Source organism: Treponema sp. B152 (genome assembly GCF_024181665.1).
Taxonomy (GTDB): Bacteria; Spirochaetota; Spirochaetia; order Treponematales; family Treponemataceae; genus Treponema_B; species Treponema_B denticola.
Window position 1 is genome coordinate 479127 of the sequence record NZ_CP058668.1, and the last position, 12380, is coordinate 491506.

At 41.3% G+C, this 12380-nt stretch carries 13 protein-coding genes and 1 tRNA gene; 7 read left to right on the plus strand and 7 right to left on the minus strand.

The features are described from left to right. Positions 1-62 precede the first annotated feature (62 nt). Positions 63-2642: an ATP-dependent chaperone ClpB gene (gene clpB, locus HYB91_RS02140; protein WP_002675778.1), complete on the plus strand. Its 2580-nt coding sequence runs from the start codon at positions 63-65 to the stop codon at positions 2640-2642. Positions 2643-2692: 50 nt separating this feature from the next. Here the strand turns inward: clpB and HYB91_RS02145 are convergent, their stop codons facing one another. The 3 genes from HYB91_RS02145 to HYB91_RS02155 form a co-directional block, all read right to left on the minus strand. Then, positions 2693-3538, minus strand: coding sequence for a cobyric acid synthase (locus HYB91_RS02145; protein ID WP_002675776.1), 846 nt, complete (start codon positions 3536-3538; stop codon positions 2693-2695). A gap of 4 nt (positions 3539-3542) precedes the next feature. Next, positions 3543-4688 (minus strand): CD0519/CD1768 family membrane protein, encoded by a 1146-nt coding sequence (locus HYB91_RS02150; RefSeq protein ID WP_253719595.1) that lies wholly within the window; start codon positions 4686-4688, stop codon positions 3543-3545. Positions 4689-4798: 110 nt separating this feature from the next. Beyond that, positions 4799-5452 carry a response regulator transcription factor gene (locus HYB91_RS02155; protein WP_002675771.1) on the minus strand — a complete coding sequence of 218 codons (654 nt, stop codon included), beginning with the start codon at positions 5450-5452 and terminating at the stop codon, positions 4799-4801. A 151-nt stretch (positions 5453-5603) separates the two neighbouring features. On the opposite strand from HYB91_RS02155, the gene HYB91_RS02160 reads away from it, so the two are divergent. The 5 genes from HYB91_RS02160 to HYB91_RS02180 are packed head-to-tail and all read left to right on the plus strand — an operon-like array spanning position 5604 to position 8852. Then, positions 5604-6824: a mechanosensitive ion channel family protein gene (locus HYB91_RS02160; protein WP_002675769.1), complete on the plus strand. Its 1221-nt coding sequence runs from the start codon at positions 5604-5606 to the stop codon at positions 6822-6824. 59 nt (positions 6825-6883) lie between these two features. Beyond that, entirely contained in the window at positions 6884-7354 is a 471-nt protein-coding gene (locus HYB91_RS02165; RefSeq protein ID WP_002675768.1) for a flagellar basal body-associated FliL family protein, read from the plus strand. A gap of 32 nt (positions 7355-7386) precedes the next feature. Further along, positions 7387-7743: a hypothetical protein gene (locus HYB91_RS02170; protein WP_002667789.1), complete on the plus strand. Its 357-nt coding sequence runs from the start codon at positions 7387-7389 to the stop codon at positions 7741-7743. Continuing rightward, the gene (locus HYB91_RS02175) at positions 7736-8377 is read left to right on the plus strand and encodes an RNA polymerase sigma factor (protein WP_002667790.1); all 642 of its coding nucleotides are present in this window, start codon (positions 7736-7738) and stop codon (positions 8375-8377) included. Before HYB91_RS02170 ends, HYB91_RS02175 begins: the two co-directional genes overlap by 8 nt. Further along, positions 8367-8852, plus strand: a complete 486-nt coding sequence (locus HYB91_RS02180; RefSeq protein WP_002675767.1) for a hypothetical protein — start codon at positions 8367-8369, stop codon at positions 8850-8852. Before HYB91_RS02175 ends, HYB91_RS02180 begins: the two co-directional genes overlap by 11 nt. Here HYB91_RS02180 and HYB91_RS02185 read toward each other — a convergent pair. Beyond that, on the minus strand, positions 8849-9772 hold the full coding sequence (locus HYB91_RS02185; RefSeq protein WP_002667792.1) for a M23 family metallopeptidase: 924 nt from the start codon (positions 9770-9772) through the stop codon (positions 8849-8851). The genes HYB91_RS02180 and HYB91_RS02185 overlap by 4 nt on opposite strands. A 143-nt stretch (positions 9773-9915) precedes the next feature. Here HYB91_RS02185 and HYB91_RS02190 point away from each other — a divergent pair, with 143 nt between their 5' ends. Beyond that, complete coding sequence (locus HYB91_RS02190; RefSeq protein WP_002675766.1) at positions 9916-10569, plus strand: PAQR family membrane homeostasis protein TrhA; 654 nt, start codon at positions 9916-9918, stop codon at positions 10567-10569. A gap of 10 nt (positions 10570-10579) precedes the next feature. Here the strand turns inward: HYB91_RS02190 and HYB91_RS02195 are convergent. The 3 genes from HYB91_RS02195 to HYB91_RS02205 form a co-directional block, all read right to left on the minus strand. Continuing rightward, a tRNA-Ile gene (locus HYB91_RS02195) sits at positions 10580-10653 on the minus strand. A gap of 174 nt (positions 10654-10827) precedes the next feature. Beyond that, positions 10828-11646, minus strand: coding sequence for a DUF4097 family beta strand repeat-containing protein (locus HYB91_RS02200; RefSeq protein WP_002675765.1), 819 nt, complete (start codon positions 11644-11646; stop codon positions 10828-10830). After that, positions 11627-12367, minus strand: a complete 741-nt coding sequence (locus tag HYB91_RS02205) for a YggS family pyridoxal phosphate-dependent enzyme (protein WP_002675762.1) — start codon at positions 12365-12367, stop codon at positions 11627-11629. The genes HYB91_RS02200 and HYB91_RS02205 overlap by 20 nt, the downstream gene beginning before the upstream one ends. Positions 12368-12380 lie beyond the last annotated feature (13 nt).

Sequence of the window (12380 nt, forward strand, 5' to 3'; positions counted from 1 at the left end):
TTCGTCTGATATTTTAAGATTAGATTATTGATTTTTTTCCGAATTTTTATTATTTTTTATACATGAATATAGATAAGTATACAGTTAAGGCATCGGAAGCCGTTCAAGAGGCTTCTTCGCTTGCCCAAAGAGACGACCACAGTCAGGTTGAAAGTGAACATCTTTTGTATGTTCTTTTAGAACAAGAGGACGGAATTGTTCCGCCTTTAGTAGAAAAAATCGGAGTAAGTCCCGAAAGTCTTTTGGATGACCTCGATAAAATGCTTGACAGAAAGCCCCGTGTTACGGGACAGTCCGCTCAAACTTATATTTCGCCCTTACTTGCAAAGGTTTTTGCAAATGCCGAAGGCTATGCAGATAAATTAAAAGACGAATATGTTTCTACCGAACATCTTTTGCTTGCCCTTGCAGAGTCTAAAGACGAAACGGGAGAACTTTTGCGCTCACGCGGTATCAATCTAAAAAATCTCCTTTCTGCGCTTAAAGAAATCCGCGGAAACAACAGGGTAACGAGTGAAAATCCCGAATCTACATTTAGAAGTTTGGAGAAATTTTGCCGTGACCTTACACAGCTTGCAAAAAATGAAAAGATAGATCCCGTAATCGGACGGGATGAAGAAATAAGGCGGGTAATGCAGGTTCTTTCCCGCAGAACAAAAAACAATCCCGTTTTAATCGGAGAACCCGGAGTCGGAAAAACGGCCATAGTCGAAGGCCTTGCAAGGCGTATCGTTTCAGGCGACGTGCCCGACAGCTTAAAGGGAAAAAGACTTTTATCCCTCGACCTCGGAGCCTTGGTCGCAGGAGCAAAATTCCGCGGCGAATTTGAAGAAAGATTAAAGGCCGTAATTTCCGAAGTGCAAAAATCCGAAGGCCGAGTCATCCTCTTTATCGACGAGCTTCACACCCTTGTAGGTGCCGGAGCAAGTGAAGGTTCGATGGATGCTTCAAACTTATTAAAGCCGGCCCTTGCCCGAGGAGAGCTCAGGGCGATAGGAGCCACCACCTTAAACGAGTACCGAAAATACATCGAAAAAGACGCCGCCCTTGAACGCCGCTTCCAGCAGGTTTACTGTCCCGAACCTACGGTTGAAGACACAATAGCAATCCTGCGCGGCTTACAGGAAAAATATGAAGTTCATCACGGGGTACGCATAAGGGATGAGGCTCTCATAGCGGCAGCCGTACTTTCCAACCGTTATATCACAAACCGCTTTTTGCCCGACAAGGCAATCGACCTTGTAGATGAGGCTGCAAGCCGTCTTAAAATGGAAATAGAAAGCCAGCCTGTAGAGCTTGATCAGGTTGAGCGAAAAATTCTTCAGTTGAATATCGAAAAGGTTTCTATAGGAAAAGAAAACGATACGGCCTCAAAGGAAAGGCTTTTAAAACTTGAAGAAGAATTGGCAGAGCTTTCTTCAAAACGGAATGCGATGCAGGCCCAATGGCAAAACGAAAAGTCCCGCATTAACGAATCCCGCAAATACAAGGAAGAATTGGAACAGCTCCGTATCGAAGAAACCAAGTACAGCCGCGAAGGAAATTTAAACAAGGCTGCCGAGCTAAAATACGGAAAAATTCCCGAACTCGAAAAGAAGATAGCTGCCGTTACTGCCGAGCTTGAAAAAAAGGCCGGCCAACAGGGACAGCTTTTACGCGAAGAAGTTTGCGAAGAAGACATAGCCCGAATCGTTTCAATGTGGACAGGTATTCCCGTTGCAAAAATGCTTGCAAGCGAGATGCAAAAATTCTTGCAGCTTGAAAAAGTTTTACAAGCCCGCGTCGTCGGACAAGATGAGGCAGTAAGGGTTGTTTCGGATGCTATAAGAAGAAACAAGGCAGGTCTTTCAGACATGAACCGTCCCTTGGGAAGTTTTTTATGTATAGGCCCCACCGGTGTCGGTAAAACCGAATTAGCCAGAACCCTAGCCGACTTTTTGTTCAATGACGAAAAGGCCCTTACCCGAATTGATATGAGCGAGTACATGGAAAAACATTCCGTGAGCCGCCTGATAGGAGCTCCCCCCGGATATGTGGGCTATGATGAGGGAGGCCAGCTTACCGAGGCCGTAAGACGCAGGCCCTACAGCGTAATCCTCTTTGACGAAATCGAAAAGGCCCATCAGGATGTTTTTAATGTCTTTTTGCAGATTTTGGATGATGGGCGGCTTACCGACGGGCAAGGCCGTGTAGTCGATTTTAAAAACACAATTATAATTATGACCAGCAACATAGGCTCCGAGTATATATTGACCGCAAAGGACATGGGAAGCATAAAAGAAGAAATTAACCAAATCCTCCGCGATAATTTTAGACCCGAATTTTTAAACCGCATCGACGAAATCCTAACATTTAACAGGCTCGAAAAAGAACATATCCGAAAGATTGTCGATATTCAGCTTAAATCCGTTGCAGAACGCTTACAGGCTCGCCGGCTAGGCTTAAAAGTTTCGGATAAGGCTAAGGATTTTCTTGCAGACATAGGTTACGACCCGATGTTCGGTGCCCGCCCCCTAAAAAGGGCCATACAGGCCGAGCTTGAAAACAAACTCGCCCGCGAAGTCCTCGAAGGCAAATTCCCCGAAGGAAGCACAATACTGGTTGACAAGGGAGAAAATAGCCTTATCTTTAAGAAGGGATAAGAGGATGCTCAGTCCTTTTCTTTTATAAGATAATGCTTAAAACCCGGCTGCTACATTTTTGTAAAGGCCGTCTTAAAGATAAAATCCATATCGCTGTTCTCTTCGATGAGGGCAGCGAGTTTATCCAGCTCTTTTTCGAGCTCGGCATCGCTTTGGGCTTGGGTATTGCATTTTTTATCATCGTCTATGAGGCTGTCCTCATCGGCAAGTTCCAAGTGCATGTAGGGGATAGTTGCTATCACAGGAATCTTTACAAGGTCTTCAATCATCTTGATGCCGGGATCTAATAGGCTCTTATCTCCGCGGAATTTATTTATAATCATGCCCTTAATCCTCTTCCTGTCTTTTTCGGGGAGGAGCATTACGGTTCCGTAGAGCTGGGCAAAGACGCCGCCCCTGTCTATGTCGGCAATCAAGAGAACGGGAGCATCGGCCATCTCGGCCATGCCCATGTTGACAATGTCGTTTTGGTTTAGGTTTATTTCGGCAGGACTCCCTGCTCCCTCTATGACCACAATATCGTTTTCCTTTTCAAGTTTTTGAAAAGTTTCCAAAATCATAGGTTTACAGGCCTTTTTATATTCAAAATATTCCCTCGCTTTCATCTCCTTTTTTTCTTCTCCTAAGATTATAACCTTAGAGCCTACGTCCGTTTTGGGGATGAGGAGAATCGGATTCATTTCGGGACGGGGCTCAATACCCGCAGCCCTCGCTTGAAGGGCTTGGGCACTGCTTATTTTTTTCCCATCAGATGTGGTAAAAAAAATCGAGGACATGTTTTGAGATTTAAAGGGAACAACTTTTAAGCCCTTCTTTTTAAAGATTCTGCAAAGGCCTGTACAAAAAAGGGACTTGCCTGCAGAGGAGGTAGTCCCTTGAATCATTATGCTTGCCATCGGTTTAGAGCACAAAGGCTATAAGGTGGGCGACAAAGCCTGCAAAGAGACCGCCGATGGTGTGGCTTAAAATAGCTTTGCCCGTCATCTCCTTCGTGTCGAGAGCATCCATCATTGCGATATGGGTAGAAATATAACCGCTCCAGCACATACAGATAGCTGTAAAGACTGCTATATCGTTTGCATTTATTTTTCCGGCGAAAGACATTTCTTTTACAATGCCGAGGGCTGCTCCTGTAGAACCTAGAGCCGTAATCGGAACGGAGATAGCTTCAGGGCTGCTGAAGCCGTAAATAGGGTTCAATATAAAACTTAGTTTTTGACCAATCCACGGAAGAACAGCGATTCCTTCGCGGGCTCCTCCTGTATATGTACCGTCGGCACTAGGGCCGTTTGTAAGCATTATAACTATTGTGCAGATAATTACTACGCCCGGAATAATAGCCAAGCCCATGCTGACACCCGATTTGCCTCCGTCAAGCATGGCCTGAATAAACCTTCCTCCGGCTCCGCCTTCTCTGACTGGGCGCATTTTTTCGGGGATGGGCTCAATACTTTTTGTGGAAACAAAGGCTTCCGTTCCGTAGCGTTTTTTTGAAAAGTAAATCATCAAGCGTACTGAAACTATACTTCCGGCTATGGCTCCGACATTTCCGATTAAAGCTGCAGGAACTGCCGATTTTACGTTTAAGCCCATCATTGCCGTTGTGGTAATCAAGCCCATACCGAAGGCTGTACCGAGGTTTGTAAGGGCAGGAAGCTGGTACTGTTTAAAATAGCGTCTAAAATTATCGTCATCGGCAAGGGTTAAAATTGCGGGATTATCCGATAAAAAACAGTTTAAGATACCGAGGGAGGAGGCTCCCGGTAAATCGTACAAGGGTTTCATCAGTTTGGACAAGATTTTGTTAATCAAAGCGATGGTTCCGAATTCCGAAAAAAGCCCCGAAACGGCTCCGGCCAATACCGCTACAGCCATTAGATACAAACAGATATTGATAAGCAAATCAAAACCTGTTTCCATCATGGTCTTAATCATATTTACGCCGCCCATAACCGAGCCGACCCCAAAAAAGAAAGCAGAAAACAAAGCTAAAAATATAAAGTTTTCTGCCCCAATTTCTTTCTTAAAAAAAGATTTAGTTTCCATACCTTTAAGCACTCCAAAGCAACTTGTAAGTTATTTTTGGATTATATTCAAACTAAAGTTTTTTTTCAAGCAGGGGATAAGTTAACGATTATAAATTGAAGATTAGGAATTTACATAATCCCGTTTTTAAAGGCAAAGGCGGCAAGCTGTGTTCTATCTGAAACAAAGGTCTTATCGAATATTACGGAAATATTGTTTTTTATTGTGCCTTCCGAAAGCCCCTGTTTGTAGGCAATCTGTTTATTGGAAAGCCCTTCCGAAACAAGTCTTATAATTTCTATCTCCTTTTGGCTTAAACCGAACTCGTCTTGAATTTCAGATAAGGGCCTTATAACTCTTTCTTCCGCTTCTTCATGATTTTCAAAAAGCATGGTTTTTGCAACTTCAGGATTTATAACGATGTTCCCTGAAATAGCGGCCTTAATTCCGTCATAGATTACATCCGGCGAACTGTCCTTTAAAAGATAGCCCGATGCTCCGTATTGAAGGGCCTTTTGAATATATTCGGTATCGTTAAAGGTTGTGAGAATCAATATTTTTATATCGGAGAAACTCTTTTTTATTTTTTTTGTTGCTTCTACGCCATTACATTCCGGCATCCTTATATCCATGAGGAGAAGCTCAGGATTTTTTTCTTCGCATATTTTTAGTGCATCGTTTCCATTGCTGCCTGTTGCAATAACCTCAATATCGGGATAGGATTGAAAGATAATTTTTAGTCCCTCGCATATAAGTTTTTCATCGTCTACAATAGCTATTCTCATAAGCTTAATATAACACAGTTTGCCTGGGGAATCAAGAACAGCTTTTTTCGCTTAGATTTAACGTGAGGCAATGCGAGCTCTTTACAGACTGATTCATTTTAATTAAAATTAAAAAACTTTTATTTTAACATTTTAAGAGGTATTATATTTTATGCAAAATTTATTGGATAATGTTCAAAAATGGCTTTCGGAAGATTCGGTGAGAGGCGATATTTTTTGGCTGCTTGCCGTTTTGGCTGTTTCTTTTATTCTTCATAAAGTGTTAAAAAAAATATTGTCTGGAACGGTAAAAAAAATATTGTCACGCATTACAGCCAAAACGAAGAGCAAACTGGATGATTATATTTTTGATAAAATTCATATAGAACGTGCTTCGCTTATTATATATATTTTTGCCTTTAATTTTTTGTCTCTAAAATTAAGTTTTGGAGCCGGGCTTATGCAAAAACTTGCAAGCCTTATTTCGATATGGATAATAATAAGACTTTTGCACGGCCTCTTGGACGGACTTACAGCCTATACTGAAAATGAACCACGATTTGCGGGAAAGCCATACCGCAGTTATGTTCAGGTTTTTATCTTAATTGTTTATATTGCAGGCTTTATCATTGCTGCAGGAACAATCAGCGGAAAGTCCCCATGGTCTCTTTTAAGCGGAATAGGAGCTATGACGGCTGTTCTTCTTTTGGTATTCCGCGAGACGATTCTTTCCTTTGTGGCAAGCCTCCAGATTTCTTCCTACGATTTGGTTAGAAGAGGCGATTGGATTTCTGTTCCTAAATATGATGCCGACGGAGATGTTACCGAGGTCGCCTTACATACGATAAAAATTCAAAACTGGGATAAGACTATTTCCGTTTTACCGACAAGCGACCTAATGCAAAGCGGTTTTAAAAACTGGCGTGGAATGCAGGAAACCGGAGGAAGACGCATTAAGCGTTCAATCTTTTTGGACGTTTCTTCCGTAAAATTTATGGATGAAGAACTGAGACGCAGGGTAGGGAAGATAGACCTTTTAAAATCCTACTTTGCCGAAGTCGAAAGCTCGGACATAAGTGCCCAATACGGCAGCGATACGGAACATCCCTTAAACGATAGAAGGCTCACCAATATCGGCACCTTTAGGATGTACGTTACGCGCTATCTTCAAAGCCTTGATACTTTAAGAAAGGACTTGACCTTTTTGGTACGGCAGCTTGAACCGGGAGCTACAGGCGTTCCCATGGAGATTTATGTTTTTACTGCAACCACCGACTGGGGGGAATACGAAAAGATTCAAGCCGATATTTTTGACCATCTTTTTGCGTCCGTCCATGAATTCGATCTTAGAATCTTCCAGTATCCTGTAGGCGGCTTTTTAGCAAACAAGTAACAGAGCAAATAATCTAAAGTCTCTATTGAATATTTGGCTCTCATTTTATATAATTGAGTATGCATAAAAATAATAGGAAGGGCTTAAAATTATATAAATTCCTTAAATATGTGCTTTTTGCAATAGTACTTATTATAATTGTAGGTTCCGTTTTTTCTCTTTTTAAGAAAAAAAACACCGGCGAGGTTTTAAGATCTGAAAGTCCTTCGGAGATACGCGGAAAAAAGGCTCTTTATTCCGACTTGGGGAGGCTTAGGATTCCTACAGCCGATGCCAACTCCGGTACCCTTGTAGTTTTTCCCGTTTTGGAGTATAATTCTGAAGATAAGGCCTTTGAGGAAGAACTTGTCCAAAAGAAGGAAGATATCCGAAAAAGCCTTATTGACTGGTTTTCGCAAAAAACCGTATATGAGCTTTATACCATGCCTGAAAACGAGGTTAAAAAAGAAGTGTTGGCCGAGATAAATTCTATTCTAAATTTATCGCGTATAAAACGCATATATTTTAAAGACTTCGTTATTTTGGAATAAGGTTTATAGAATCATATTTTGGAGGAATTGAAATGAACGGACAACCCGTTGCGGCTGCGCAAGTTATTATAGCTGTTGTTCCTATAGTCGGTATTGTTATGGCCGGCGTTTTAATTTTTTTCTACTTATTTTGGCGTAACAAGCAGATAATCTGTCAAATTCAAACTAAAACATATATTCCGATAAAATTTAATTTGTCGGGTTTTTGCCTTATTTCGGGCATTCTTTTGCTGATGATAGGAAGCGTATTGACCATTTTATTTTCTGTCATAGACGGACTGAGCTACGTACTTTTAGGAGGTCTTGTACCCTTAAGCTGTGGTATAGGCCTTTTGCTCTACTATTTTATTTCATCAAAGGCCGGAAAGGAGAAGCTGAAAGATGATTAAATTTTCAAATTTACTCAGAAAAGAATCTCCTGAAGCCGTGCAAGACCGCCTCTTATGTAAGGCCGTCCTTGCAGGAAATACCGAGGCCTTCAGCCTAATTGCTGCAAAGTATCAAAAGCGTGTCTATTCTTTGGGAATGAGTTTTTTTAAAAACCATGATGACTCGGAAGATTTTGTGCAGGATATAATGCTTAAAACTTTTTCGGCCCTGCCTAAATTCCGCGGAGAGTCTTCTTTTTCTACGTGGCTTATGAGGATTGCCTATAATTCGGCTATCAATTCGGTTAAGCGTAAAAGAGAATTCGTTTCCGCCTTTGACGATTTTGAGATAAAAACAAACGATTTAACTCCCGAAGAAAGGCAAATCCAAAACTGTGTAAAAAATGCAATCAGACGGGCTGTAAACGATCTTCCCGAAAAATACAGAATATGTATCGACCTTTATTTCTTTTATGATATGCCCTATGCCGATATAGAATCCGTTACGGGTATACCCGTAAATACGATTAAGTCCCATATTTTCCGCTCAAAAAAAATATTAAAAACCGAGCTTGAAAATCAAGGAATTTACGGACAAGAGGAAAGCCCCGAATATCCCGTTTTATTTAAATTGAATTTGGCCTATGACATGTAATGAAGCTATTAACCGTTATATGATTCTTGATAAGCATGAGGCTGTTCCTTTTGCAGTTACCTTTCATCTTTTGCGGTGTAAAAAATGCCGAAGCCTTGTCCGTGCTCTTACGCAAGCTTCAAATCTATATACTTCTTCTTTTCAGACCAAGGCAGATGATGCGCTTACGGAAAAAACAATGGTAAAAATTCAGGCTGCAATTCCCGATCTTTTAAGCCTGCAGGCAGAAAAATACCGGCTGCCCAATGTAAGTATTTTGCCTTGGGCCGTCGTAGGCATATTGATGATTGTCGGCCTTGCCTACATGCCGTTTACAGAGATAGGTAAATGGGCTGCAGAGAATTTTAAGCTTCGTTTTGTTATTCCTTTTGCCCTTGTGTTTTCAGTATTTGTAAGCGTCTATTCGGCTATCTTTGTTTACCGTAATCTTGACTTTTTTGTAAAAAAATTCGATCTAAAAAAAGAGAAGGCTTAGTGCCATACGGCGACAGGATTTATCGTTGCTCCGTTTTTGTAAACAGTAAAATGAACGTGAGGGCCGGTGCTTCTTCCTGTTGTGCCTACGGTTCCTATCTTGCTTTGAGCGGTAACATATTTTCCGCGTGAGGTTAGAATGGAATTCATATGCCCGTAAAGGGTTTGATAGCCTGAGTGATGCCTTATTATTACATAATTGCCGTATACATTACTGTAACCTGTTGCGGCTATGGTTCCCGGAAGGGCTGCATAGATGGGGGCGCCGCGGTATGTTGCAAGGTCTATTCCGTTATGAAAGCTCCTCTTTCCCGTAAATGGATCCCGTCTCCAGCCGTAACGGGAAGTTACCCTGTATCCTCCGCGTATGGGAGACTTAAAGAGGTCTCCGTTTATTTCTTGAAGGGTTACCCAGTCAAGTTTTGCATCGGGCAGAAAGATGGCAGCTCCTGCTTTTAGTACGTTGTTATCCGAAATGTTATTAACCAGAGCTAATTTTTCAAGTGAGATTTTATAGGTGTCGGCCAATTTTTCAGGGGTATCGCCTTTTTTCGGGGTATAAACAATTCCGTCCATTGAGGGAATCTTTAACAACTGTCCTATTTGGAGGGTTCTTGTGTTTCTAAGTTTGTTTAAGCTTATAATCGCATCCTGACTTACCCCATAGCGGGAGGCTATTTCTCCTACCATATCGCCTTTTTTTACGGAATAGACTATGTAGTCGAGAGGCGGTAGGGTTATTTCCGAAATTTCCTTATCAGGTCTAAAAGTCGGCAATCTTGTATCTCCTCCGCCCATTCCGTCATCCAATACGGTTTGGGAAGTACCAATGGGAGTGGATATATCTAAGGCGAAATAGGCTGTACCTAGCACCAAGAGAAAAACGATTATACCTGCAAACAAATAGTTAGTTTTTTTCATTATGAACCTGCAAAACTTTTTCCATTTAATTATCGGCAAAAAAGCGGAATTTATTCACTCTTTTCGAATAGAATTATAATAAAAAACAAAAAAAATTGCAAGGTAATAGGCAACCTTAAACCTTTTAAACTGTCTAAATAGTTATGAAAGAAGAAAAAATTAAACGCAGATATTCTATAGGTGAAGAAATTGCAAATGCCGTAACTCACGGCATAGGGGTAGGTCTTTCGATTGCAGCCCTCGTGCTTTTAGTTATAAGGGCTGCCCGTTATGCTCCGCCGGATTTAAAGGCCGGTTACGTAGTAGGCTTTACCATTTTCGGAGCTTCCTTAATAATCCTCTATCTTTTTTCGACCCTATACCATGCTCTTCCGCTAAAGGCAAAAAAGGTATTCGGAATCTTCGACCACTGTTCAATCTACATACTGATAGCAGGAACCTACACGGCCTACTGCCTTTCGGCCCTTCACGGAGCTGTCGGCTGGACAATCTTCGGCATTATCTGGGGAATGGCTGTCCTGGGCATAGTTTTATACTCGATATTCGGAAGCAGGGCAAGGATTCTATCTGTTATTACCTATATCCCCATGGGGTGGCTCATCATCTTTGCGGCAAAGCCCTTAAAAGAACAGTTGCCGCTTTTAAGCTTTAGGTTTTTAATTATAGGCGGAATTATTTATACTGCCGGTTGTATTTTTTATGCAATGAAGAAGGTAAAATGGGCACACAGCATCTGGCACCTCTTTGTTATAGGCGGGAGTATAATGCATTTTTTTTCGCTTTATTACAGTCTTTAAAAAAGAAAAGTGGGCCCAGCTGGACTTGAACCGGCGACCCGCGGATTATGAGTCCGCTGCTCTAACCAACTGAGCTATGGGCCCTTAAAAGAGTTTTGAGTATATCAAAAACTTTAAAACTTGTCAATCGGTCAATGAAAAATATACATCCGTGTATATTTTTCATCTTAGAGTTTTGCTTATGCAAAACTCTCGAAGTTGGAACCACCGCCGTCCATGGCGGTTAATGAATATACATCCTTGTATATTTTTCATCGCTTATTTGCCGGTTTTCGGTAAAAAATTTGCTTCGTTGTTCACCAAGTTGGGAGATGGTTTGGGGCCGAATTCGCTGACTCCGTATTTATCGAATTTTTCTGCCGGTTCTTTTAAAGGTGCCGAAAAGCCCAAGTCTATGTCCGAAAAAGAAGCACTCATCGAGATAAATTTTTTAGGCTTGGACGGCGAAAGGGCTAAAATTTTATCGGTATAAGCTTCTCCCTCATATAAGAATTTTTCACATTTTTGTTTTGTTACAAAGAGGTTGCAATCCGCCTTTTCTTCGGCTATTTGAATCTTTGCCGTTGAGGTGTTTAAGCAAAAATCGGCCGCAGTTACAATCCCGTTATTAAAGGTAAGGCTGCCGTTTGAAAGTGCAATCAGGCTGTTTTTTAATCGGGAGCCTGTAATTTCAGCCCGATTAAAATTCCCCGAAACCGAAAAATGGACGGCCTTTATGCCTTCAACTTTTATTGAAGAATGGCTTGCAAGAATTCTGCATGATTCAAGTAAAAAATCTTTTGGGACATAGATAAAAAGTTTTCCGCTTGCCGGTTTTATCTCGGTAAACCTTAACTTTTTTTTATGTTCAACTATCGAAAGTTTTGTGCCCGCACTGAGCTCCGCTTTATAGGCTATTGTGTCCCCGTCATAGGCGCTTATAAAAATATCGACTTCCGACACGGCGGCTTCTATATTTACAACCCTCTTTTGAACCCTCGTCAATGTGTCAAAATCTTGGGAAAAGAGGGCAGGGGAGTAAAATAGAAAAAGAGAAAAAAAACATAAACCAAAAAGTTTAACCTTCAATTTTTGCATTTTCGTTCCAATAATAGGAATCGGGATAATTTCTTTTTCCGAAAATTGCCGTACCTACTCTTATTAGGGTTGAGCCTTCTTCGATAGCAACTTCAAGATCTCCCGTCATTCCCATAGAAACAACCTCCATCGAAACATTGGGAATGTTTTTTTCGGTTATTTCTTTTCGAATTTTTTGCAGGAGCTTAAAACAAAGTCTCACCTTATCCATATCATCGGAAAAAAGTCCTATTGTCATAAGGCCTTTTATTTTTAAGCGGGGAAGTTTTGCAATTTTTTCGGTTAGAGCAAGTGCTTCTTCAGGCTTACATCCGAATTTGCTTTCTTCTTGAGAGGTGTTTACCTGGATTAAAATATCCATGGTCTTTCCCTCGGATTCAAGTCTTTTGCTGAGCTTTTCGGCTAAGTCAAGCCTGTCGACAGACTCAATGCAGTCGGCATATTTTATTACGTCCTTAATCTTATTGGTTTGTAGGTGCCCTATAAAATGGGTCTCATGTTTTACCGACGAAAGAGGTTCATACTTTTCGCATAGTTCCTGAGCCTTGTTTTCTCCTATTAAAAGTTCACCGTATTCAAAGGCCTTTAAGATTCTCTCCGGTGTAACGGTCTTTGTTGCCATAAGAAGCCTTACCTCTTTAAGATCCCTTCCGCAGGCCTTACAAGCCTTTTCCATCCGTCTATGCACCTCTTCCAAATTTATTTTAATATCGTCCTTCATAAATTACCTCACA

Bases quoted from the DNA above. Each gene is read 5' to 3' on its own strand.
- HYB91_RS02205 (WP_002675762.1), bottom strand. From the start codon at position 12,367: ATGAAGGACGATATTAAAATAAATTTGGAAGAGGTGCATAGACGGATG.
- HYB91_RS02150 (WP_253719595.1), bottom strand. From the start codon at position 4,688: ATGGAAACTAAATCTTTTTTTAAGAAAGAAATTGGGGCAGAAAACTTT.
- HYB91_RS02190 (WP_002675766.1), top strand. From the start codon at position 9,916: ATGAAAGAAGAAAAAATTAAACGCAGATATTCTATAGGTGAAGAAATT.
- HYB91_RS02170 (WP_002667789.1), top strand. From the start codon at position 7,387: ATGAACGGACAACCCGTTGCGGCTGCGCAAGTTATTATAGCTGTTGTT.
- HYB91_RS02185 (WP_002667792.1), bottom strand. From the start codon at position 9,772: ATGAAAAAAACTAACTATTTGTTTGCAGGTATAATCGTTTTTCTCTTG.
- HYB91_RS02165 (WP_002675768.1), top strand. From the start codon at position 6,884: ATGCATAAAAATAATAGGAAGGGCTTAAAATTATATAAATTCCTTAAA.
- HYB91_RS02180 (WP_002675767.1), top strand. From the start codon at position 8,367: ATGACATGTAATGAAGCTATTAACCGTTATATGATTCTTGATAAGCAT.
- HYB91_RS02155 (WP_002675771.1), bottom strand. From the start codon at position 5,452: ATGAGAATAGCTATTGTAGACGATGAAAAACTTATATGCGAGGGACTA.
- HYB91_RS02175 (WP_002667790.1), top strand. From the start codon at position 7,736: ATGATTAAATTTTCAAATTTACTCAGAAAAGAATCTCCTGAAGCCGTG.
- clpB (WP_002675778.1), top strand. From the start codon at position 63: ATGAATATAGATAAGTATACAGTTAAGGCATCGGAAGCCGTTCAAGAG.
- HYB91_RS02160 (WP_002675769.1), top strand. From the start codon at position 5,604: ATGCAAAATTTATTGGATAATGTTCAAAAATGGCTTTCGGAAGATTCG.
- HYB91_RS02200 (WP_002675765.1), bottom strand. From the start codon at position 11,646: ATGCAAAAATTGAAGGTTAAACTTTTTGGTTTATGTTTTTTTTCTCTT.
- HYB91_RS02145 (WP_002675776.1), bottom strand. From the start codon at position 3,538: ATGGCAAGCATAATGATTCAAGGGACTACCTCCTCTGCAGGCAAGTCC.